Source organism: Collinsella aerofaciens, assembly GCF_032584215.1.
Taxonomy (GTDB): Bacteria; Actinomycetota; Coriobacteriia; order Coriobacteriales; family Coriobacteriaceae; genus Collinsella.
The window spans coordinates 1-21,830 of the sequence record NZ_JAWHPN010000005.1 but is presented as its reverse complement, the minus strand read 5'-3'; the positions used below and the strand labels follow the sequence as shown (position 1 = coordinate 21,830).

At 59.8% G+C, this 21,830-nt stretch carries 18 protein-coding genes and 1 pseudogene; 11 read left to right on the top strand and 8 right to left on the bottom strand.

Going from position 1 to position 21,830, the window contains the following annotated elements; translation table 11 throughout:
- Positions 1-72 precede the first annotated feature (72 nt).
- Together RX395_RS02245 and RX395_RS02240 are read left to right on the top strand one after the other, a co-directional pair.
- Positions 73-1,290, top strand: coding sequence for an FAD-dependent oxidoreductase (locus tag RX395_RS02245; RefSeq protein WP_316365140.1), 1,218 nt, complete (start codon positions 73-75; stop codon positions 1,288-1,290).
- A 198-nt stretch (positions 1,291-1,488) separates the two neighbouring features.
- On the top strand, positions 1,489-3,438 hold the full coding sequence (locus RX395_RS02240; protein WP_316365139.1) for an NAD(P)/FAD-dependent oxidoreductase: 1,950 nt from the start codon (positions 1,489-1,491) through the stop codon (positions 3,436-3,438).
- Between the two features lie 120 nt (positions 3,439-3,558).
- Here RX395_RS02240 and RX395_RS02235 read toward each other — a convergent pair whose 3' ends face one another.
- From RX395_RS02235 to RX395_RS02225, 3 genes are all read right to left on the bottom strand, one after another.
- Positions 3,559-4,200, bottom strand: a complete 642-nt coding sequence (locus tag RX395_RS02235) for an RpiB/LacA/LacB family sugar-phosphate isomerase (protein WP_055309683.1) — start codon at positions 4,198-4,200, stop codon at positions 3,559-3,561.
- A 140-nt stretch (positions 4,201-4,340) separates the two neighbouring features.
- Positions 4,341-5,150 (bottom strand): gluconate 5-dehydrogenase, encoded by an 810-nt coding sequence (locus RX395_RS02230; RefSeq protein WP_316365136.1) that lies wholly within the window; start codon positions 5,148-5,150, stop codon positions 4,341-4,343.
- Positions 5,151-5,310: 160 nt separating this feature from the next.
- Entirely contained in the window at positions 5,311-6,003 is a 693-nt protein-coding gene (locus tag RX395_RS02225) for a FadR/GntR family transcriptional regulator (RefSeq protein WP_271737945.1), read from the bottom strand.
- A gap of 232 nt (positions 6,004-6,235) precedes the next feature.
- On the opposite strand from RX395_RS02225, the pseudogene RX395_RS02220 reads away from it, so the two are divergent.
- Both RX395_RS02220 and ilvD read left to right on the top strand, forming a co-directional pair.
- Positions 6,236-7,596: pseudogene (locus tag RX395_RS02220) on the top strand (GntP family permease).
- A 108-nt stretch (positions 7,597-7,704) separates the two neighbouring features.
- A complete protein-coding gene (gene ilvD, locus RX395_RS02210; RefSeq protein ID WP_316365129.1) occupies positions 7,705-9,483 on the top strand; it encodes a dihydroxy-acid dehydratase in 1,779 nt (592 codons plus the stop codon).
- Between the two features lie 250 nt (positions 9,484-9,733).
- On the opposite strand, the gene RX395_RS02205 is transcribed toward ilvD, so the two are convergent.
- Together RX395_RS02205 and RX395_RS02200 are read right to left on the bottom strand one after the other, a co-directional pair.
- Positions 9,734-10,825, bottom strand: a complete 1,092-nt coding sequence (locus RX395_RS02205; protein ID WP_316365128.1) for an ATP-binding protein — start codon at positions 10,823-10,825, stop codon at positions 9,734-9,736.
- Positions 10,826-10,938: 113 nt separating this feature from the next.
- Positions 10,939-11,619 carry a YczE/YyaS/YitT family protein gene (locus RX395_RS02200; RefSeq protein WP_316365126.1) on the bottom strand — a complete coding sequence of 227 codons (681 nt, stop codon included), beginning with the start codon at positions 11,617-11,619 and terminating at the stop codon, positions 10,939-10,941.
- A 373-nt stretch (positions 11,620-11,992) separates the two neighbouring features.
- Between RX395_RS02200 and RX395_RS02195 the strand changes: the two genes are divergently transcribed.
- Positions 11,993-12,799 (top strand): GntR family transcriptional regulator, encoded by an 807-nt coding sequence (locus RX395_RS02195; RefSeq protein ID WP_316365124.1) that lies wholly within the window; start codon positions 11,993-11,995, stop codon positions 12,797-12,799.
- Positions 12,800-13,190: 391 nt separating this feature from the next.
- Here the strand turns inward: RX395_RS02195 and eda are convergent, their stop codons facing one another.
- Together eda and RX395_RS02185 are read right to left on the bottom strand one after the other, a co-directional pair.
- Entirely contained in the window at positions 13,191-13,832 is a 642-nt protein-coding gene (gene eda, locus RX395_RS02190) for a bifunctional 4-hydroxy-2-oxoglutarate aldolase/2-dehydro-3-deoxy-phosphogluconate aldolase (protein WP_316365122.1), read from the bottom strand.
- A gap of 253 nt (positions 13,833-14,085) precedes the next feature.
- A complete protein-coding gene (locus tag RX395_RS02185; RefSeq protein WP_316365121.1) occupies positions 14,086-15,120 on the bottom strand; it encodes a sugar kinase in 1,035 nt (344 codons plus the stop codon).
- Between the two features lie 232 nt (positions 15,121-15,352).
- Between RX395_RS02185 and RX395_RS02180 the strand changes: the two genes are divergently transcribed.
- The 6 genes from RX395_RS02180 to RX395_RS02155 all read left to right on the top strand — a co-directional run bounded on the left by RX395_RS02180 (position 15,353) and on the right by RX395_RS02155 (position 21,124).
- Positions 15,353-16,375, top strand: coding sequence for a LacI family DNA-binding transcriptional regulator (locus RX395_RS02180; RefSeq protein ID WP_316365119.1), 1,023 nt, complete (start codon positions 15,353-15,355; stop codon positions 16,373-16,375).
- Between the two features lie 42 nt (positions 16,376-16,417).
- Positions 16,418-16,912, top strand: a complete 495-nt coding sequence (locus RX395_RS02175) for a type II toxin-antitoxin system RelB/DinJ family antitoxin (protein ID WP_316365116.1) — start codon at positions 16,418-16,420, stop codon at positions 16,910-16,912.
- Positions 16,899-17,270 (top strand): HepT-like ribonuclease domain-containing protein, encoded by a 372-nt coding sequence (locus RX395_RS02170; protein ID WP_117821032.1) that lies wholly within the window; start codon positions 16,899-16,901, stop codon positions 17,268-17,270. The genes RX395_RS02175 and RX395_RS02170 overlap by 14 nt, the downstream gene beginning before the upstream one ends.
- Positions 17,271-17,404: 134 nt before the next feature.
- The gene (locus RX395_RS02165; protein WP_316365113.1) at positions 17,405-18,742 is read left to right on the top strand and encodes a glutamine synthetase family protein; all 1,338 of its coding nucleotides are present in this window, start codon (positions 17,405-17,407) and stop codon (positions 18,740-18,742) included.
- 50 nt (positions 18,743-18,792) lie between these two features.
- Positions 18,793-19,455, top strand: a complete 663-nt coding sequence (locus RX395_RS02160; RefSeq protein ID WP_316365111.1) for a response regulator transcription factor — start codon at positions 18,793-18,795, stop codon at positions 19,453-19,455.
- Positions 19,456-19,663: 208 nt separating this feature from the next.
- Entirely contained in the window at positions 19,664-21,124 is a 1,461-nt protein-coding gene (locus tag RX395_RS02155) for a S1C family serine protease (RefSeq protein ID WP_316365109.1), read from the top strand.
- A 132-nt stretch (positions 21,125-21,256) separates the two neighbouring features.
- Here RX395_RS02155 and RX395_RS02150 read toward each other — a convergent pair whose 3' ends face one another.
- The gene (locus tag RX395_RS02150; protein ID WP_316365108.1) at positions 21,257-21,691 is read right to left on the bottom strand and encodes a hypothetical protein; all 435 of its coding nucleotides are present in this window, start codon (positions 21,689-21,691) and stop codon (positions 21,257-21,259) included.
- Positions 21,692-21,830: the final 139 nt, after the last annotated feature.

Sequence of the window (21,830 nt, the reverse complement as noted above, 5' to 3'; positions counted from 1 at the left end):
TTACCTGTATGGGGGCGGCGGTGAAGGGTCTTTATCGTCGTCCCATTGGATTGCATTAAAAAGGGGAGTTGCGTGGCTATCCACATTGTCGAAGAGGCGAATCGTTGCCTAGGTTGTAAAAGGGCGTTCTGTCAGATTAAGGGCTGCCCGGTTCAGACGCCTATTCCGCAGGTCATCGACCTGTTCATACAGCGTCGTCTAGAAGAGGCGGGCGAGCTGCTGTTCCAGAACAATCCCATGAGCGCGGTTTGCTCCATGGTGTGCAACCATTCGGGCCAGTGCGAGGGTGCTTGCATTCAGGGCCGCAAGGGCACACCCGTGCATTTCTCGAGCATCGAGAACTATATCTCGACAGCATATTTGGACCGTAAGGAGTGGACGCCCGCGCCGTCGTGTGGCAAACAGGTTGCCGTGGTCGGTTCCGGTCCCGCCGGTATTACCGTGGCCATTAAGATGGCCCAGCTGGGCTGTGCCGTCACGGTATTTGAACAGCGCCCCGAGATCGGCGGTGTGCTGGAATACGGTATCCCCGAGTTCCGCCTGCCCCGTGCGCTCGTGCAAAAGTACCGTCACGTGATGTGCTCGCTTGGCGTGCGCGTGCGCCCCTCGACCACCATCGGTGGCGCGCTGCATATCGACGACCTGCTGCGCGACGGCTACGATGCGGTCTTTGTCGGTACCGGTACCTGGCGAGCTCGCAAGTTGGGTATTCCCGGCGAGTCGCGCGGCAACGTGCTGTTTGGTATCGATTACCTGGTCGATCCCTCGAGCGTGGCGATCGGGCAGAACGTGGCGGTCATCGGTGCCGGCAATGTGGCCATGGACGTTGCCCGCACGGCCCTGCGCTCGGGCGCTCGCAAGGTCACCGTGTATGCCCGATCGCGCCATATCTCTGCCATCGATGACGAGGTAGAGCTGACCGAGCTCGATGGTGCCGAGATTGTGTGCGGCAAGGCGATCTATGCCATCGACGATAACGGTCCGGTCTTCGAGACGGCTATCTTCGACGAGGACAACAATGTGGTGGGCTACGAGGAAGAGCTTGACCATGTGTCTGCCGACACAGTTGTGATTGCGGCTTCGCAGGTGCCCAAGGACAAGCTTGTGCTTACGACGGGTGGCTTGGAGACCGACCATCGCGGCCTTCTTTCGGTCGATGAGCGCGGCATGACCACCGTACCTGGCGTCTTTGCCGCCGGCGACGTGGTTAACGGCCCGCTCACCGTGGTTCATGCCGTGGCAGGTGCTAAGCTCGCCGTCGAAGGCATGACCAGCTACCTGGGCCTCTAACACATCCCATCCATCAGTTGCGGTGAAATACGGACTGTTTTGGCTGTCAAAAGCCTCGATTGCTCCGTATCTCACCGCAACTTTTTTGTGGGTCGATACGTAGGCAGGGGAGTGCGTGCGGTCGGGTGTTGTGCAGTTGCTGGTACGATAGATACGTCAGCAACTGCCGCCGAGCGGCTCAAACGAAAGGAACCCTGTATGGAGTCCTCTGCCTATCCAATGCTCTTTAGCCCGATCAAGGTCGGTACGACCGAGGTCAAGAACCGCGTCTTTATGCCGCCGGTGTCCACCAACCTGGCCGATCATGGCTACGTGACCGACGACTTGGTTGATCATTACCGTGCCCGCGCCAAGGGCGGCGTGGGCCTGATCATCACCGAGGTCGTGACGGTCGAGCCCACCTATACCTATCTGCCGGGCGACATGTGCTGCTACGACGACACGTTTATCCCTGGCTGGGAAAAGCTCGCCGCGGCCGTCCACGAGTACGGCTGCAAGATCATGCCGCAGCTCTTCCACCCCGCCTACATGGCCTTTAACATTCCGGGCACGCCTCGCCTGATCGCTCCGTCCTTTGTGGGCCCGTCCTATGCCCGCGAGGCGCCGCGTCCTATCACGGTCGATGAGATTCACGAGCTCACGCATCAGTTTGGCGACGCTGCCGTGCGTATGCAGAAGGCTGGCGTCGATGGCGTCGAAGTCCATGCGGCGCACGCCCACGGTATGCTCGGCGGCTTTTTGACTCCGCTCTACAACAAGCGCACCGACGAGTACGGCGGCTCGCTCGACGCCCGAATGCGCTTTTTGCTCGAGGTCATCGCCGAGATTCGCGAGCGCTGCGGTAAGGACTTTATCATCGACGTCCGCATTTCGGGCGATGAATACACCGATGGCGGCCTGACCCTCAACGACATGATCTACGTCTCGCGTCGCCTGGAGAAGGCCGGCGTCGACATGATTCATGTGTCGGGCGGCACCACTATCAAGCGCGGCTCCGCGATTCCCGCCGCCGGTACGCAGCAGGCCTCGCACGCCGCCTGCTCGCGTGAGATTAAGAAACACGTCAACATTCCCGTCGCCACCGTCGGCCGCATCAACGAGGCCTGGATCGCCGAGGAGCTGATCGAGGACGGCGCTGCCGACATCTGCATGATGGGCCGCGCCAATCTGTGCGATGCCGAGTTCTGCAACAAGGCCGCTGCCGGCAACGCCGACGACATCCGTCCCTGCATCGGTTGCCTGCGCTGCCTGAACGGCATTATGTTCGGCAAGCGCATCTCCTGCACCGTCAACCCGGACGTGGAGCGCGACGAGGCTGGTTACGAGCCTGCCGCCGAGGCTAAGAACGTGCTCGTTGTGGGCGCTGGTCCTGCGGGTATGGAGGCTGCCTATATTGCCGCCAAGCGCGGACACAACGTGGTGCTCGTGGATAAGCAGGATGAGCCGGGCGGTGAGATGCGCATCGCAGCCGTTCCGCCGGCAAAGCAGGAACTCACCCGCGTGATCAAGTATCAGTATCGTCGTCTGGCCGAGGCCGGCGTGAAGTGCGCATTTGGCACCGAGCTTACTGCCGAGGACATTCAACGCGACTACGCGGGCTACGAGGTTGTCCTGGCTTATGGCGCCGAGCCCATCGCCCCGGCCTTCATGCAGGGATTTAAGCAGGTCATGACGGCTGACGACCTGTTGGGCGGCAAGGCTTTCCCGGGCAAGAAGATTGTCATCGTGGGCGGCGGCACCGTCGGTTGCGAGACGGCTGACTACCTGGCCCCGTTGGTCAACGATCTGTCGCCGGCCAATCGCGACGTCACCGTCATCGAGATGACCAAGACGCTCGCCGCCAACGAGGGCGGCGCCGGTCGCGCGGTGCTCATCACGCGCATGCTCTCCAAGGGCGTTCACGTGCTGACCGAGGCCAAGGTGACCGAGATTACCGAGGATGCCATCAGCTACGAAAAGGACGGCGAGATCCACACCATCGCCGATGCCGATACGCTGGTACTTGCCATGGGCTATCGTCCCAATACCAAGTTGGCCGACGACCTTGCTGCAGCCGGCGTTACCACCCACGTGTTGGGCGATGCCAACAAGTGCGGCAACATCCGCGACGCCATCGGCGATGGCTACAAGGTTGCTTGCGAGCTCTAGTCAACCCCTTGGTGCATGTGAGGCCTATCCCCGCGGCGTCAGTCGGTAGATAGCAAAAAGCGGCGGTCGTCCCGTACATGGGACGACCGCCGCTTGCGTTAGCTGCAATGAGTCGTGCGATTAGAGGCCCAGGATCTCCTTGACCTTGGCGATGATGGCCTCGTCGGTTGCGTTGGCAAAGAAGTACTCCTGGAAGTGTTCGCCGGCAAGTGCGCCCTTCACCAGGTCCTGATCGATCTCGCCCAGAACGTCGACGAGCGGACGCATAGTCACAGCGCGGACGCCGTCGAGGATCTTCTTGTTGCGCTGCTCGGGCTCAACACGCTCGGCAGGATAGCCGTTGCCCGAACCAAAGCCAAAGAGCTTCTCAAAGGTGTACTCGAGGTTGAGCTCCTGGCCCCAGCCGTTCTTAAGGGCGAAGGGCATGGCGACAGCGTTACCGTCGTTGACCTGGGCAAAGGTGTAGGCATCGAGCGGGTCGGCAACATGGCCGCACAGCACGCCGGGGAAGGAGTTGCAGGCGAGCATGGCGCCCTCGCCGGTGCCACAGCCGGTTACGACGTAGTCGGCAGCGCCGGAGTTCAGCAGCACGGCGGCAAGGATGCCGTTCTGCACGTAGGTGAGGGGCTTGGAGTCGGCGTCGGCATACATGCCATAATTAAAGACGGTGTGGCCCATGGGCTCGACAACCTTCTTAAGGGCAGCCTCGATCATAGGGTTCTTGGAGTTCTGAGAGTTTTCGTTGATCAGAGCGATTTTCATTGCGAATTACCTTCCTATTTCTAACTTGCGGTGGAATACGGACTGTTTTGCCTGATAGAAGCCAAAACCAATCCTTATCTCACCGCAACTCAAATGAAAAACGAGTGGATGAAACCTGATGTGGGCAGTTGCGGTGACGCTTATTGAGGCTGCTTTCCAATGTATGCGAGGATGCCGCCGTCGACGTAGAGGACGTGGCCGTTGACGAAGTTCGACGCGTCGGAAGCCAGGAACACGGCGGGGCCCTTCAGGTCCTCGGGCGTGCCCCAACGGGCGGCCGGCGTCTTGGCAATGATGAACTGGTCAAACGGGTGGCGGCTGCCGTCGGGCTGCGTCTCGCGCAGCGGTGCGGTTTGCGGCGTGGCGATGTAGCCGGGCCCAATGCCGTTGCACTGGATATTGGCCTCGCCAAACTCCGAGCAGATGTTCTTGGTGAGCATCTTGAGTCCGCCCTTGGCGGCAGCATAGCCGGCGATGGTCTCGCGACCCAGCTCGCTCATCATCGAGCAGATGTTGATGATCTTGCCGTGGCCCTTGGCGATCATGCCAGGCAGGCAGGCCTTTGACACGATAAACGGTGCGTTGAGGTCGATATCGACGACGCGGCGGAAGTCCTCGGCGCTCATGTCGAGCATCGGGGTACGCTGGATGACGCCGGCGTTGTTGACCAGGATGTCGGGCGTGGTGCCAAAGTCGGCCTCGATCTTGGCGATGAGCTCGGCGACGACAGTCTCGTCGGTGACGTCGGCAACATAGCCGTGAGCGTCAAAGCCCAGCTCACGGTAGTGCTTCTCGGCTTCGGCGACTTTGTCCGCGTGACGGGCGTTAAAGGCGATCTTGGCGCCGGCCTCTCCGAGCGCCTCGGCAATGGCCATGCCAATGCCGTAGGTGGCGCCGGTCACCAGTGCGACCTTGCCGTCCAGACGGAAGCTGTCCATAAGATCAGACATAGCGATCCTTTCAAAAGAAACGTTCATCTATATAAGTCTTGCTTTTCATACAAGGTCAGTATAGGAGAAGAGGAGGATTTAAAAATCAGATTCTCCTAAAATCAGGTGAACGTTCACTTTTAAAAGGTAAACGGTGATCTCGCCCTTGCCGCGCGGACGTTTATTCGCTCTGTTCCTGCGTGCCCTCTGCGATCATGTTGCGGTTGTACACCAGATGCAAATACATCGCATCGTGCGCTGCGGTGGGATTGCGCGCGGCGATGGCGTCGGCCACGCCACGGTGGGTGCGGATGGTCTCCTCAACCAGCTTTTTGCCGGTCACGTCAATAAACAGGGGGACAGACGCCTTGAGCACGCCCATTAGGCGGGGAACGACGAGGTTTCCGGAGCTCTCGGCAATGGCATTGTGGAACGCGGTGTCGGCGGCGGAGTAATCCTCACCGGCCTCGGCCAGGCGCTCGGATTCGTCGCAGAGCTCTTTGATACAGACGACCTGGTCGTTGGTTGCGTGCTCGGCTGCCATGCGTGCAATCTGCGGCTCGATCATAAAGCGCACCTCGAGTAGGTCGCGCGCCAGACGCTGCTTGTCGTCGATAAAGGTAAAGCCCAGCGGGTCGTCGGCAACGCCGGGGTTTGATGCCACATAGGTGCCCGAGCCCTGCTTAATGCGCACGATGTTGCGCGACTGCAGCAGCTTCATGGCTTCGCGTACGGTGCTCCTGCCAGCACCCAGGCGCTCGACGAGCACAGCCTCCTTGGGCAGGCGGTCGCCTTGCTCAAGATGCTCATCCAGGATCAGTTGAATGATTTTATCTGCTATCTGCTCGGGGAGTCCCGAATCGGCTCGTGCCACGCTTCACCTCATATCAAAAGAATTCATCAGAGCTATTCTAGCTCATTTACAGAAGCCGCGGTGGTTCGCTCCGACAATGGAGAGCTGTAAGTAGCCGTTTACCGTCAAAAACAGATCGTTCAGGAAATACATCAGATGTATTTTGAAAAAGTTTCCCTTTTAAACATCAGACCTATTGAGAACACGCTATAGTCTAAGGCGAATTCAAAAGGTCTGATGAATTGGAGGAAAGATGTCAGACCCAACGTTTATGGCCGACCCCACCAGGCTGGTCATCGCCGCTATCGTGGGCATCGCGCTGCTGCTTGCGCTCATCATTAAGTTCAAGCTGCATCCTGTGCTTTCGATGATGGTCTCGGCGCTCGCGATCGGCATCGGCGCCGGTATGCCGCTCGACCTGGTGGCGGACACTGTCACCAAGGGCGTGGGAACCACGCTGCAAAACATCGCCCTGCTCATTGGCCTCGGCTCGATGTTTGGCCAGATTCTTGAGGAGAGCGGCGGCGCCAAGAAGATCGCCCAGACCTTCATCGATACCTTTGGGCAGGGTCATTCCAGCTGGGCGCTGGGCATTACCGGTCTGGTTATCGGCACTACGGTGTTCTTTGAGGTGGGCGTAGTCGTTTTGATTCCGCTTGCGTTTAGCGTGGCATCGCAGACCAAAAAGTCGACGCTCTACTACGGCATCGCGCTGCTCGCAGGACTTGCCGCTGGCTATGCGTTTGTGCCGCCATCGGCCGGTTCGGTTCTGGTCGCCGGCACGCTCGGTGTCGACCTGGGCACCATGATTCTCGTCGGTATCCCTACCGCCTTCATCGCCATGGCGATCGCCGGCGTCATCTGGGGTCGCAACGTGGGCGGTCGCATTTTTACCGATGTTCCGGAGCACTTTACCTCTGCCGAGGGTGCGAGCGACGAAAAGGAGCTTCCCTCCTTTGGCATGGTGCTTGCCATCGTGCTCACGCCGCTTTGTCTGATTTTGCTGGGCACGCTGTCTTCTTATATCCCCATGCCCGCCGAGCTCGCCTCGATTCTCGCCTTCCTGGGCAAGCCGTTTGTCGCTTTGACGCTCGCCACGCTCGTCGCGATGTATCTGCTGGGCGCGCGCCGCGGCTACTCCGGCGCCGAGCTCAAGGCCTTGCTCGACCGCTCTCTTAAGTCCGTCGGCATGATCTTGCTGGTTATCGCTTGCGGCGGCGTCATTCGCTGGATGCTGCAGGACTGCGGCTTGGGCCAGGTTATTGGCCCTATGCTCGAGGCTTCACCGCTGCCTTTGGTGGTTGTTGCCTTTTTGATTGCCGTCATGGTGCGTGCCTCTGTCGGAGCTCCATCGTCGCTATGACTATGGCATCGGGCATTATGGCCGCCATGCCCGCGGTTGCCGGTGCTTCGGTGCTCATGCGTGCCGCTATCTGTCTTGCTATCTGCGGCGGTGCCACGGCCCTCTCGCACGTCAACGATGCCGGTTTTTGGATGTGCTCCTCGTTCCTGGAGATTGACGAGAAGACAACCCTCAAGTCCTGGACCGTTATGGAGACGCTCATCGGCCTTTCGGGTCTTGCCTGCGCCCTGGTGATTTCGTTCTTCGCCTAGTTTGCGTAGCTAAGCATCTTTCACCGAGTGCATCGCTCGGTACCCATTTTCACCTGATTCATTAACCAACGATTGGTACAACCGTTCAAACCAAAAGAGGAGAGCATTATGGACGAGAAGACCAAGGCACAGATTCAGCAGGAGGCAGCCGACTTGGTTGCCAAGCTGCAGCCGCGTTCCGGCAAGTTTCGCACCATCAGCCCCGAGATGGACCCGCTGCGTCTGGGCTCTGGCTGGTCCATCGAGGATCTGGACAAGCCGCAGGTCATTATCGAGTCGACGTTCGGCGACTCGCACCCGGGTTCTGCCGGCCTGTTTGAGTTGGTCGAGGAGGTCCGTGCCGGCGTTGCCGAGGCTGGCGGTCATGGTGCCCGTTACTTCTGCACCGATATCTGCGACGGCGAGGCCCAGGGCCACGACGGCATCAACTACTCGCTGCCCAGTCGCGACATGATCGCCAACATGATCGAGATTCATGCCAAGGCCACCCCGTTCGACGCCGGCGTCTTTGTTGCCAGCTGCGATAAGGGCCTGCCTGCGAACCTTATGGCCATGGGCCGCATCAACATCCCCTCCATCGTCGTTACCGGCGGTGTCATGGATGCAGGCCCCGACCTGTTGACCCTGGAGCAGCTCGGTGCGATTTCTGCCCGCTACGAGCGCGGCGAGATCTCTCGCGAGGAACTTGAGTTTGCCAAGCACAACGCATGCCCCAGCTGCGGCGCCTGCTCCTTTATGGGCACCGCGTCGACCATGCAGGTTACCGCCGAGGCCCTGGGCCTTATGCTCCCCGGCACGGCCCTGCTGCCCGCAACCAGCTCCGACCTGCGCGAGTTTGCGCGCGAGGCCGGCCGTCAGTCCGTGTGGCTCTCCGAACACAACCTGTGCCCGCGCGACATCGTGACCAAGGAGTCCTTCGAGAACCTCATCATGGTCCACGGCGCCATTTCCGGCTCCACCAACTCGCTGCTGCATATCCCTGCGACCGCCCGCGAGTTTGGCATCGAGATGTCCGCCGACGACTTCGACCGTCTGCACCGTGGCGCCCACTACCTGCTCAACGTTCGTCCCGCAGGTGAGTGGCCGGCGCAGTTCTTCTACTATGCGGGTGGCGTGCCGCGCATCATGGAGGAGATCAAGTCGATGCTCCACCTCGACGTCATGACCGTCACCGGCAAGACTCTCGGCGAAAACCTCGAGGACCTTAAGAACAACGGCTACTACGAGAAGTGCGGCCGCTACTTGGAGAAATGGAACCTCAAGCGCGAGGACATCATTCGCCCGTTTGACCAGGCTTTTGGTACCGACGGCTCCATCGCCATCCTCCACGGCAACCTTGCCCCCGAGGGCGCCGTCGTCAAGCACACGGTTGTTCCGCGCGAGATGTTCCAGGCCACGCTTAAGGCCCGTCCGTTCGATTGCGAGGAGGATGCCATTCACGCCGTCCTGACGCACGAGGTCAAGCCCGGCGACGCCGTCATCATTCGCTACGAGGGCCCCAAGGGCTCCGGCATGCCCGAGATGTTCTACACCACCGAGGCTATCGCCAGCGACCCCGAGCTGGGCGCGAGCATTGCTCTGATCACTGACGGCCGCTTCTCCGGCGCTTCCAAGGGCCCGGCTATCGGTCACGTTTCGCCCGAGGCTGCCGTGGGCGGCCCGATTGCCCTGATCGAGGATGGCGACCTTATCCAGATCAATATTCCCGAGCGCTCGCTGTCTATCGTGGGCATCGCCGGCAAGGAGATGGAGCCGGCCGAGGTCGACGCCGTCCTGGCCGAGCGCCGAGCCGCTTGGAAGCCCAAGGCTAATCGCTATACCTCCGGCACGCTCAAGTTCTTTACCGAGCATGCAGTTTCCGCCATTCAGGGTGGCTACATGGAGTAGCGCCCATGCGCATCAAATATCTCCTCTCATAGATGCGCGGCACAAAGAGCCTCGAGTTCATACGAGCTCGGGGTTCTTTTCGTCTGGATTGCAGACGTATCGTCGGACGAAAGCACGTTGCGTCTAGGGAAAAAACGTACGAAAGCGCAATTTCCATCCTTATTCCGGACGCAAATCAAGACGTAAACCGTTTGCGTCTGCTATAAATCCGCACGAAAACGGTTATCGTCTTGCAGGGCAGTTACCGCTTCTACAGTTCAACTTCCAGTTCGGCTTTGTGTTCGTAGAGGTAATTGCGCATGTAGGGGATGGCAAATGAGACCTTGCCGTACGAGGGGGCCTCGATAATCGATTCTCTTAACAGGCGGCTGCGGACGGAGCTCACCTGTTGAGGCGTTTTGTTTAGGGCATCGGCAACCATGCTGGTCGAGCTCGTCTGCCCCAAAGACGCCATGCTCAGCAGATAAGCGATGCACGTGGGCGGAATGCGCCGCAGCGCGGGCTCAATCACCATGGCGCAGAAGCGTTCGCGTGCCGTTGCAATGCCACGCTCGGCTTCTTCTTCTCCAATAATCGCTGTATGTGCGCGTCTTGCCAACTGCCATGCGTAGTATCCAACGAGTTGGATCATGAAAGGATAGCCTTGCGTTGCCTCGGCAAGTTGGCCGGCAATACCTGGCTGCAACTCCACGCCAGACGCTTCAATGGTTTCCTCGAGGGAATACAACACTTCGGTTACTGCCACAGCCTTCAGGTCAAAGGGGAGGGCGCGGCGCAAAAACGCAAGTGTCTTTCCGTTGATGATGCTTTCAATCATCGAAGGCAGACCCGCAAAAACAAAGGCGATATCAAGGTCTTCGCCGATAACCTGCTGAATCGCAATGGAGAGCGTTCGGACCTCATCGAGCTCTGCGTCTTGAACTTCGTCGAGAGTGATGAGCAGGCCGTTTCCATTCTTGGATATTGTCTGTCTCAAAGCGTCGCGTAGCGATGGGCCGATTCGCTCAATGTCTATGCTGCCGATGGATATGCCAGCTACGGTGGGCTCAAATCTGGCGTGTTTGGCCTGGAATTTGGGCTGCAGCTGTTCGAGAATGCGCTGGCAAAGTCCCTCGGTTGCGACCTCTTTTATGACCGTCCAGCCACGGCTTTGCGCCAAACGTGAGCACTCGTCAAGGAGGACCGTCTTGCCCGTTCCACGGACGCCGGCTATGCGCATTAGGCGCCCCGGGGCACCAGGCCCGTTGACGAGGCCTTCATTGAATTCTTCGAGTACATCTTCGCGGCCGATAATCGTGGGGGGTGTTTTACCTGCTGTGGGCTTAAAAGGGTTTGTTTGCATGTGAGCCACCTTTGCTCAAGATATAGCAAGATATAGCAAAGTATAGCAAGATATAGCAAAGTATGGTGAGATATAGCAACGTATAGCGCTGTTCGCGGGTTCTTACGGTGGTGCTATTTTCCGAATGCCGCGCGGATAAAGCGCTGGGCGAACAGCTTGTTGGCAACGTTGATGACATGGCCCAGGAACAGTGCCGAGATGGCGGTCGTGACGCCAAAGCCGCCCAGGTTGTACATAAAGATCAGCGACAACGCGAGCGAGGCGGCGACATGTGAGCAGTCAAACACGACTTTTACGTCACCAAAGCGGCGTTTAAGCTTTCCGGCAATGACTTGCACCAAGCCGTCGGGCGCGTTGGGGACAACGCCCATGTTGACGACGAGACTTACGCCGAATGCGGTGACAGCGAGGGAGAGCAGCATGGTCGCAATCTGTGTGGGGAGTGCCGTGGGATGCAGTGGGTTGACCGCCATGAAGAGGTCGGTCAAGCCGCCAATCAGCGTTGAGAAGAACAACTCGAGCAGGATGCGCGGCTGGAACTCGCTTCGCAAGATGGCTAATTGCGCCACGATGTAGGCGACGTAGGTTGCGGTGATCCAAAAGCCGAGCGTCTTACCAGTGAGCATGGATAGGGTTGTGGCAAAGCACGTGAGCGCGGCGACGCCCAGGCCGGATGCCGTCTGGAGACTCATACCGAGTGCCAGTACTGCAACGCCCACCAGATACATCAGCGTTCTGATGACGGTATGGCGCCAGTCGATGTTCTCGCCATGCATGATGATGAGCGGTCGCATGTTGCTACCCGTCCTTTCGGTTGTGTGAAAAAGCTTACCCGGGCCGGCAAAAGAGGGTTATCGGAGGCACTGCTGCAAAAGCAGAAAAGCCGGCCCCATGGTCAGTCGTCTAGGAAGTGTCTCGCTGTGCCGGAATGGGACTAAAGGTCCAACGAGACGGGAAGAAAGCAAATGGTATTGCGTGGGCGATAAGATGCCAAGATGGTAGGGTGCGTCTTAGCATCCTATTGCCCACGCTCAACGAAATCGGTTTCGTTTGAGCCTAAGTATACGCACGGGATTTTATTTGCGAAGAGAAAAACAATAAAAAGGTGAACGTTCACCTAATCGCAACAACTCGTTGGCTGTAGTTGCGGTGGAATAGTTCCTGTTTTTGCTGCTGAAGGCCTTGAACAGGAACTATTCCACCGCAACTTATGAGGGGGCGGGGGATGCGATAGTATTGCATGGTGGTATTCGACTAACCGAGGACTTATCCGAGGGCTTTATGGAACAGCACCAGCATTATCAGAGCCTGCAAGACCAGGCGTACAACGCATTGCGCTCCAAGATCATCTATGCCGAGCTCAGGCCCGGCACGCGTCTTTCGGCGATTGGTCTGGAAAAGGAGACGGGAATCGGGCGCACGCCCATTCGCGAATCCTTTGTGCGCCTGCGCGAGCAGGAGCTGGTGGAAACGCGTCCCAAAAGCGGCACCTACGTTTCTAAGATCAGCATGGAACGCGCCGAGAATGCTTGTTTCTTGCGCGAGAAACTCGAGAGAAGCGTGCTTATTAAATGCTGTTCGGCCGCCTCGCCCGAGCAAAAGCAGCGGCTTGAGCAGATTCTTACCGAGTCCGAGTCGCTCGACCATGGCGAAACGCGCCGTTTCTTTGACCTGGATAACCTGTTCCATGAGACGTGTTTCGTGATTGCCGGCCGTCACATGTTGTGGGATTGGATGAAGAGCGTCAACACGCATTTTGAGCGATACAACTGGTTGCGTATGGTGTCGCAGGATCTGGATTGGGAGCCGATTCGTCGGCAGCATCGCCGGATTCTCGAGGCCATTAAGAGGGGCGATACCGATGCGGCGAGTTATCTGGCAGAGACACACCTGCACCTGATGCCCGAAGAGCAAGGTCCGGTTATCGCCTTGCATCCCGACTATTTTGAGCTGTCCAAAGACTCGTTCATCTAATCAATCCCCATATAAGTTGCGGTGAAATAGGGACTGTTTTGCGGCCTAGGTGGCGCAAACAGTCCCTATTTCACCGCAACTGCGTTGGGGCGTAACCGGGGCACAAAGCTGCGGCACCGCTTGGAGGAAAAGACCGGAAGCAAGGGTCCATTCCTCCAGACGGCGCCGCAGCTGTTTTGATGGCTCGGCTTTTACCGAAGTGGCTCAGTTGAGCGCGACTGCCAGCCGATTATACAAAGCGGCTCGGGGGCGTGTCGCTTCCGTCACGTTCTATCAGCATACAAGACGGTTTTGGTTCTTGTTCGTGACGGAAACGGCGCGCTTCCGAGCCGCTTTAAAAGAAAGGGGGCGAGGTCTAGGGTACGCCCCCTTTCACGATAGAGAGCTAAACCTAGCCGCGGACCTTCTTGACGACGTCCATGGCCTCGCGGGCGATCTGCTCGACCTTGGAGAAGTCGCCGTCGGCAAACAGGGCCGGCTTGACCATCCAGGTGCCACTGCAGGCGATGATGGCGGAGGAGCTCAGGTACTCCTCGACGTTGGCGGTGCTCACGCCGCCGGTAGGCATAAAGCGGTGACCGACAAACGGAGCGGCGAGGGCCTTGATGGTGTTCAGGCCGCCATACTGGGACGCGGGGAAGAACTTGGTGACCTTGAGGCCCAGGTTCTCGGCTGCGGTGACCTCGGAGGGGGTCACGGTGCCGGGAAGGACGGGCAGCTCGATGTCGATGCAATGCTTCACGACGTCCTCGTTGTAACCCGGGGAGACGATGAACTTGGCACCGGCGGCGCGGGCCTGCTCAACCTGCTCGACGGTCAGGACAGTGCCGGCGCCAACGCACATCTCGGGCTCGGCCTCGGCCATAGCGGCGATGCACTCGGCGGCGCAGGCGGTGCGGAAGGTGACCTCGGCGGACTTCATGCCAGCTGCCATAAGAGCGTGGGCGAGCGGGGCGGCGTCCTCGACCTTGTCGAGCACAACGACCGGTACGATGCCCAGGGACTCAAGCGTGGTGTAGAACTGATCGAACATGATGTTCCTTTCGATGTGTAGCGCGCATGGGCGCGTGATTACCAAATGTGCTGGTCAGGAGCCGATTTTGGATTGGTTATCGGAGGCACTGCTTGGGGTTCAAGCAATTCCAAAACCGGCTGCTCGACCAGTCATGTAGGGAATGCCAGACAAAACCGGAATGGGACTGGTGGTTTTGCCCGGCCGGAGGAATCGGGGAGCGGGCCGCAGGGGTATGGGATTGGAAAGCTGCGGCCCGCGGAATGGAGACGGACTAGCGCGCGACGCGGGTGCCACCGTCGGCGGCAGATGCCACGGATGCGATCTCGCCTGCGGTCACCAAGTTGGAATCGCCCTTGATGGTGAGCTTGAGGATCGAGGCTGCAATCGCATAGTTGACAGCGTCCTGCGGGTCAAAGTCGTTGATGAGGGCATGGACGAGGCCGGCGTTGAAAGCGTCGCCGGCGGCAACACCCTCAAGCACGTGCACATCGTGAGCAGGGGAGAACCAGTGCTCGCCGCTCTCGGCGTCATAGAGCATGCCCATCCAGATGGAGCGCTCGACGCAGGAGATGTTGCGGACGACCGAAGCGACCTTCTTGCAGCCGTACTCGGCGCAAATCTGACGGGCCATCTCGACGTAGGTGTCGCGCTCCTCGATGCCGTGGGCAAGGGAGCCGGAGACGCAGGTCATGCCGAGGCCAGCAGGCGCGTCCTCGTCGTTGGCGATGCAGATGTCGACGAGCGGCAGGAGCTCCTTCATGGTGGCCTGCGACTTCTCGGGCGACCACATCTTGCCGCGATAGTTCACGTCGCACACGGTCGTGATGCCCTTGGCGCGGCAGGCGGTGAGGGCATCCTTGCAGGCGGCAGCCATCTCATCGGAGACGGCGGGGGTCACGCCGGAGAAATAGAAGACATCGATGCCCTTGAGGATCTCGTCCCAGTTAAAGACGTCGCGCTTGGCCATGTTGATGGCAGAGTACTTGCGGTCGTAGACGCAACCGTTACCGCGCTGCGAGGCGCCGACCTCAAACACATAGGAGCCAAGGCGGTCGCCCTGACGCACGACGCGCGTGGTGTCGACGTCGTAGGCCTTCAGCGAACGCAGGGCGCACTCGCCCAGACGGTTGGCCGGGACAACGGAGACGTAAGCGGCCTTGTCGCCCTGGTAGGCCAGGGAAAGCGCAGTGTTGGCCTCGGCGCCGCCGTAGCGGACGTCAAACTCGGTTGCCTGCTCAATACGCAGGTGGTCTTTGGGTGAGAGTCTCATCATGATCTCGCCGAAGGTAAGAACCGTTTTACCCATGGTCGCGCAGCTCCTTTTACTCGTGCGTACACCTTTGATATGGCGTTGGCACGCAGGTGCCAAGACGGTAGGGTGCGTCTTTGCACCTGCGTGCCAACGCTCGCCGAAATCGGTTTACGAAATCGGTTTCGTTTCGAGTTGTAGTATACTCACCTACAGCGTTTTGCAACCGAGATTTTTAAAAAATGCCTAAAATGGCTCAGACTGCCGACATTGGGAAACGGGGTGCGCTATGGCGCAGATGAGAATCAAGGACATTGCCGCCGAGGCGGGCGTGAGCCCGGCCACGGTCTCGCGCTATCTCAACAACCGCCCCGGGCAAATGACCGAGGAGACCCGTGCTCGCATCGCGGCAGTTATCGAGCGCACCGGCTATCGCCCACGTGCCGCCGCGCGCAATCTGCGCAGCTCGCGTACGAACCTCATCGGTGTGATTCTGGCTGACATCGCCAACCCGTTCTCGAGCGCCATGCTCGAGGGCCTTTCCGCCAGCGCCGCGGCGCGCGGCTGCTCGCTCATGACGGCCATTAGCGGCAACGACCCCGCTAAGGAAGCGGAGTCGCTCACCAGACTTATCGATGCCGGCGTGGACGGCCTGGTCGTCAACACCTGCGGAGGCAATGACGAGGCGATCGCCGCGGCAGCGGGACGTCTGCCCGTCGTGCTGCTCGACCGCGACGTTGCCGACGGCGGTGTTGACCTGGTGACATCTAACAACCGTGAGCTGGTCGCCGGCTTGGTAGACGCCTTGGCAGCTGCGGGCAGCGAGCGTCTGTGCCTGCTCACCGAGGCAAGCGACGATAGCCCCGTGCGTCGAGAGCGCGCCGAGGCCTTTGCCGACGAGCTTTCGCGCCGCGGCCTTGCGGGCGAGGTCGTCACCCTGGCCGACGGTGGCGCCACGGGCGTTGGCCGTTTGGACAAGACCATCCGCAACTACGCGGGCAAAAGGCTCGGCCTTATCGCCGTCAACGGCCTGGTTTTCCTGCGTCTGACCGAGGCGCTGGCGCAGCTTGGTCCCTCGCTGCCGGCGGGGCTCAAGATCGCGACGTTTGACGACTACCCCTGGAACCATGTGCTCTTTGGCGGCGTCACCACGGCCGCGCAGGACACCCTCACCATTGCCGAGCGCGTAGTCGAGCGCCTTTCCGAGCGCATCGACGTCGTTACCACCACCGTGGGCGAGGCCGCAAAGCTGGCGCCCAAACGCATCGAGATCCCCGGCCACATCGAACACCGCGCATCAACCTCGCGCTAGTCTGTGTGATAATATATAGACAATGTCATACAGGAGGTATCCATGGCTGCGTCTGTGCTGAGTGTGCGAGTGGACTCGTCAATTAAAGACTCATTTGCCGAGCTGTGCGAAGAGCTTGGCATGACTTCGTCTGTTGCGGTCAATATGTTTATGAGGCAGATGCTGCGCGAGCGCTCTCTGCCGTTTGTTCCTTCACTTGGTAAAAGCTCTGCGAGCGAAAGCGCCGCGACGGGTATTTTGGATACTGCCCAGATTGAGTCCGCCGTTCGCGAGGCAGCCAGCTCGATTCCCGCCATCAAGACCGTGATCCTTTTTGGTTCGTATGCCCGGGGCGAGGCGCATGCCGATAGTGATATTGACTTGCGTCTCGAAGTCGATCGCGAGCGGGGCTTTGGTCTTTTCGCGTTGTCGGCGTTTGGTGAGGCGGTGCGCAAAGGAACCGGGAGGCAGGTTGACCTCGTCTCGAGTGATCATCTTGATGACGATCTTGCCGCGGCGATCGAGCGCGAAGGAGTGATCCTTTATGATCGCGCGTAAGTCAGACGGCCTCCGCGCTCAAGAGGTTTTGGAAGCCATCTCTGAAACGAACGAGCGCATCAAGGCTTTTGATATCACCGAGGACCAGTTTCTGCATGCGAATGACGTGCGGACGAGGGCGTTGGCGGACTCCCTTTTGATGTGCGCGCTTAGGGTAACGGAAGAAGCGGGCAAGTTGTCGGAACGCTCGCAGCGGCTTCATCCCGAAATTGAGTGGCGTGGAATTATCGGCATGAGAAATTATCTTGCGCATGATTACGGCAATGTCGACCGCTCGGTTGTTTGGGATGCAGTGACGATGGAGTTCCCTACGCTGGAACGGGCCTGTAGACAAATTGTCTCCGAATCTGAACGCTAACCACTCGTTCGCAACCGCCTGTTCGCGCACGTTTTTTGAGCGCTTGATACGCTTTAACCCTGCGGAAACATTTTTCTGCGATAGTATCTGCGATATAGACCAGTCGAAACCCGCCCGAAAGAAAGGGGAGCGACATGAACCAGCAGAACATCGATTACGTACTCCGCTCCGTAGAGCAGCGTGACATCCGCTTTGTGCGTCTGTGGTTTGTCGACATTCTCGGCCGCCTCAAGAACTTTGCCATTAGCCCCGAGGACCTCGAGGTCGCTTTTGAGGAGGGTATTGGCTTTGACGGCTCCGCCATCGAGGGCTTTGCTACGCCCGAGGAAGCCGACATGCTCGCATTCCCCGATGCTTCGACCTTCCAGATTCTGCCGTGGCGCCCGAGCCACAACGGCGTCGCCCGCGTGTTCTGCGACGTGTGCACCCCCGACCGCAAGCCCTTCGCCGGCGATCCGCGCGATGCCCTGCGCCGCATGTTCCGCAAGGCCGAAAAGGCCGGCTATCTGCTCAACGTGGGCGCCGAGCTGGAGTATTACTACTTTCCCGACGAGCACACCCCCGAGCCGCTCGACAACGTGGGCTACTTCGATCTTTCGGTGAGCGATGCCGCCCGCGACCTGCGCCGCAACACGGTCCTCACGCTCGAGAAGATGTCCGTGCCCGTGGAGTACACCTTCCATGCCGCCGGCCGCTCGCAGCACGGCATGAGCCTGCGCCACGCCGAGGCCCTGAGCATGTCCGACGCCATCACCACGGCCAAACTCATCATTAAGCAGCAGGCCTACGAGAGCGGTTGCCACGCCTCCTTTATGCCCAAGCCGTTGGCAGGCGAGGACGGCAGTGCTATGTTTCTGTGCCAGTCGCTATTCGACCACGACGGCAACAACGTCTTTTGGGGCGAGGACGACGAGAAGTACCATCTCTCCGACATCGCCAAACACTACATGGCCGGTATCCTGGCGCACGCGCGCGAGATCAGCGCCATCACCAACCCCACGGTCAACTCGTACAAGCGCATCACCACGGGTGGCGACTCCGTACCGCAGTACGCCACGTGGGGCCTGCGCAACCGCGCGAGCATGGTCCGCATTCCGGTCTACAAGCCTGGCAAGCAGCTGTCCACGCGCATCGAGCTGCGCAGTCCCGACCCCATGGCCAACCCGTACCTGGTCAACGCCGTCACGCTGGCGGCTGGTCTCGACGGCATCGAGCGCAAGCTAGAACTCCCGCCCGAGGCAACGGCCGAGACGCTCAAGCTTACCGACCGTCAGATGCTCGAGGCCGGCTACACGCCGCTGCCGCGCTCGCTCAAAGAGGCGCTCGACGTGTTTGAGGACTCGCAGTTTATGAAGGATGCCCTCGGCGAGCACATCCACAGCTTCTTCCTCAAAAAGAAGCGCAACGAGTGGCATAAGTTTGAGTCTACGATCACCGAGTGGGAGATCAAGCACTACCTGGCGAACTCCTAATCGCGCTGGCTTGTTCCAGTACGATTGAGCTCATTTCTTTGGAGGCCGATATGTCCGAAAAGAGTGCCCTGTTCATGGCGCGCACGACGCGCTTCCACGAGTTTGCCCGCAGCTTGACGACCACCCTGGGTGTCGAGGTGAGCCTGGCCACCCCCGATTCGCCGACAGCGGCGCACGACTTTGACCTGCTGATCCTCGATTCCGATGGCATCCGCAGCGACCGCATCGATCAGATTGCCAAGTGGCTTGACGATCGTGGCGGCGTCCCCATGCTGGTGATCGTCGACGATGAGGCCCTTGGCACCCTGCGCCTGCCGAATCACGCGCATGCCGACTTTGTGTGCCCCACGGCGACGCCCAACGAGCTCAAGGCTCGTGCGCAGCGCCTGATGGGCGAGGAGGAGACCGTCACCGCCGACGATGTACTCAACATCGATAACCTCGAGATTAACCTGGCCACCTACCAGGTGACGCTCGATGATGAGCCCATCGACCTGACGCTGATGGAGTACTCGCTGCTGAGCTTTTTGGCGACGCACCCCAACCGCGCCTACAGCCGCGAGGTGCTGCTGCACCGCGTGTGGGGCTTTGAGTACTGCGGCGGCACGCGCACCGTCGACGTGCACATTCGACGCATCCGCTCCAAGGTGGGTCCGCAGATCGCGGCGCACATCACCACCGTCCGCGGCGTGGGCTATCTGTTTAAGCACTAGCTTTCCACCACAAAGGGGACAGGCACTTTTGTGGTGGTTTTGACGCAGGTACGGATTCCTTTCGGGTCTGCGGCAGAACTTAAGCCTTCCTAAAAGATTGCGTTCTCATACACTTGCGCCCGCATATTGGGGTACAACTCAACGTGAACAATGATGGCCCGCCACATGTTTGGCGGGCCTTTGGTTATTAGACGAAAGGATCGCAGCCATGAGCGAGAACGATTCCCAGCGTCCCCAGGATGCGGGCAGCGCTGGCGAGACCCAGCAGCAGCCGCGTGTGCAGGTGGAGTCGACGCCTGCCGACGGCAACATTCCCTACGTGCAGGCCTACGACACACAGACCGGCAAGCCGCTGGGCGGTGCGCAGGTCGTGAACAAGCACACGGTGGTCAAGACCAAGACCAAAAAGCTGCCGATCTTTATTACGGCGCTTGCCGGCTGTGCCTGCGGCGCTCTGCTGGTCATCGCGCTCATTATGAGCGGCACGCTCGATATCGGTGGCGGCAAGAATGCCGTGACGGCGGGTGCTTCGGGTTCATCGACGCAAAAGATCACCATCGACTCCGAGGACACTACGCTGGCCGAGGCCGTCTCCGCCAAGGCACTGCCCTCCGTCGTTTCCATCACTGCCACTTCGAGCGGTAGCCAGAATGGCTCGCTTTCGCAGTCTGCCGACGAGTCGGATAACTCAGGCAGCGTCGGTTCGGGCGTGGTGCTCGATACCGAGGGCCATATTCTCACCAACAACCACGTGGTCGATGGCTATGACCAGTACGTGGTTACCATGGACGACGGCACCACCTACGAGGCCGAGTTCGTGGGCAACGATGCCTCGAGCGACCTGGCCGTCATTAAGCTCAAGGATGCTGACGCCTCCAAGCTCACCCCGATCGAGATTGGTGATTCCTCCAAGCTCAACGTGGGCGAGTGGGTCATGGCAATCGGTTCGCCGTTCGGTAACGAACAGTCTGTCTCTACGGGCATTGTGTCGGCGCTGTATCGCTCCACGGCCATGAGCTCTACCAGCGGTAACACCATCTATGCCAACATGATTCAGACCGATGCCGCCATCAACCCAGGCAACTCCGGCGGCGCGCTCGTCAACGACAATGGCGAGCTCGTGGGTATCAACTCGCTCATCGAGAGCTATTCGGGCTCCAGCTCGGGCGTGGGTTTTGCCATTCCGGTCAACTATGCCAAGAACATTGCCGACCAGATCATCGACGGCAAGACGCCGGTGCATCCGTACATGGGCGCTACGCTTTCGAGCGTCAACGCGCTCAACGCCCGTACCAACAAGCTGAGCACCGATAGCGGCGCGTATGTGGCGAGCGTCGTTGAGGATGGTCCTGCTGCTAAGGCCGGAATTCAGGAGGGCGACGTCATCACCAAGCTGGGCGACGACGAGATCACGAGCGCCGATGGCCTGATCATCGCACTGCGCAGCCACGAGGTGGGCGAGAAGGTCGAGATCACGCTTATGCGCGGCAAGGACGAGAAGAAGGTCACCGTCGAGCTGGGCTCTGACGAGGAGCTGCAGAACCAGCAGCAGGACGACAGTTCGACCGACACCGGCAACGGCGGTATTACCGACGAGCAGCTGCGCCAGTACCTGGAGGAGCTGCTAGGCCAGCAGGGCCAAGGCCAGGGCTACGGCCAGGGTTTCTAACGAGCTGTATCGCACACACCGATGCCAGAGGGGCTGTCCCATCAACGCGGGACAGCCCCCCTCTTTTCTTATTGATCCGTTGGGGCTTATAGGACAAAATGTGTGTCCCGATAGAACACCCGTTTCCATCCATTAATCCAGCCAGAACGGGTACGGGTCCCTGTGGTGGAGGTCCTCCCACACGGCCCTGTCTCCCCACTCCGGCCCTCCGTCCTCGCGCGACGGCGAGGCGGAGTAGACGCTGAACAGGAAGTCGATGTCCGCGTCGGTCGGCATCGTGGCGAGCTTCTCGCGCGCCGTCCTCGCGTCCCCCGAGTGCGCGTGGCACCACCAGAACACCGCCTTCACGCGCTTGACCGACGTCAGCCCCCGGTGGTTGCGCAGGACGCCCCTCAGCTGCGAGTTCACCCCTCCCTCGATCATGTTGTTGGTCGACGGCAGCGGGCCGGCCTTGGCCAGGGCGGGGTCGAGGTAGGTGAACAGCGTCCCCGCCGACACCAGCGACGACAGCGACGAGCGCGCCCGCCTCAGCCTCTCGTGGGTGCAGGCCCTCCTGCCGTCCACCACGGTCCTGTCCTCTGTTAGCGCTAATCTAAAAATGACCACTTTCGCAAACGTATCTCGCCGAATGCGCTAATGCGCTTTCGCCGACCCCGCTAACGTACTTTCACCAACTGCGCTAACGGAACTATGCTCCGATCGGGTA

Bases quoted from the DNA above. Each gene is read 5' to 3' on its own strand.
- RX395_RS02160 (WP_316365111.1), top strand. From the start codon at position 18,793: ATGTCCGAAAAGAGTGCCCTGTTCATGGCGCGCACGACGCGCTTCCAC.
- RX395_RS02200 (WP_316365126.1), bottom strand. From the start codon at position 11,619: ATGCGACCGCTCATCATCATGCATGGCGAGAACATCGACTGGCGCCAT.
- RX395_RS02155 (WP_316365109.1), top strand. From the start codon at position 19,664: ATGAGCGAGAACGATTCCCAGCGTCCCCAGGATGCGGGCAGCGCTGGC.
- ilvD (WP_316365129.1), top strand. From the start codon at position 7,705: ATGGACGAGAAGACCAAGGCACAGATTCAGCAGGAGGCAGCCGACTTG.
- RX395_RS02205 (WP_316365128.1), bottom strand. From the start codon at position 10,825: ATGCAAACAAACCCTTTTAAGCCCACAGCAGGTAAAACACCCCCCACG.
- RX395_RS02240 (WP_316365139.1), top strand. From the start codon at position 1,489: ATGGAGTCCTCTGCCTATCCAATGCTCTTTAGCCCGATCAAGGTCGGT.
- RX395_RS02170 (WP_117821032.1), top strand. From the start codon at position 16,899: ATGATCGCGCGTAAGTCAGACGGCCTCCGCGCTCAAGAGGTTTTGGAA.
- RX395_RS02180 (WP_316365119.1), top strand. From the start codon at position 15,353: ATGGCGCAGATGAGAATCAAGGACATTGCCGCCGAGGCGGGCGTGAGC.
- RX395_RS02175 (WP_316365116.1), top strand. From the start codon at position 16,418: ATGGCTGCGTCTGTGCTGAGTGTGCGAGTGGACTCGTCAATTAAAGAC.
- RX395_RS02235 (WP_055309683.1), bottom strand. From the start codon at position 4,200: ATGAAAATCGCTCTGATCAACGAAAACTCTCAGAACTCCAAGAACCCT.
- eda (WP_316365122.1), bottom strand. From the start codon at position 13,832: ATGTTCGATCAGTTCTACACCACGCTTGAGTCCCTGGGCATCGTACCG.
- RX395_RS02185 (WP_316365121.1), bottom strand. From the start codon at position 15,120: ATGGGTAAAACGGTTCTTACCTTCGGCGAGATCATGATGAGACTCTCA.
- RX395_RS02230 (WP_316365136.1), bottom strand. From the start codon at position 5,150: ATGTCTGATCTTATGGACAGCTTCCGTCTGGACGGCAAGGTCGCACTG.
- RX395_RS02165 (WP_316365113.1), top strand. From the start codon at position 17,405: ATGAACCAGCAGAACATCGATTACGTACTCCGCTCCGTAGAGCAGCGT.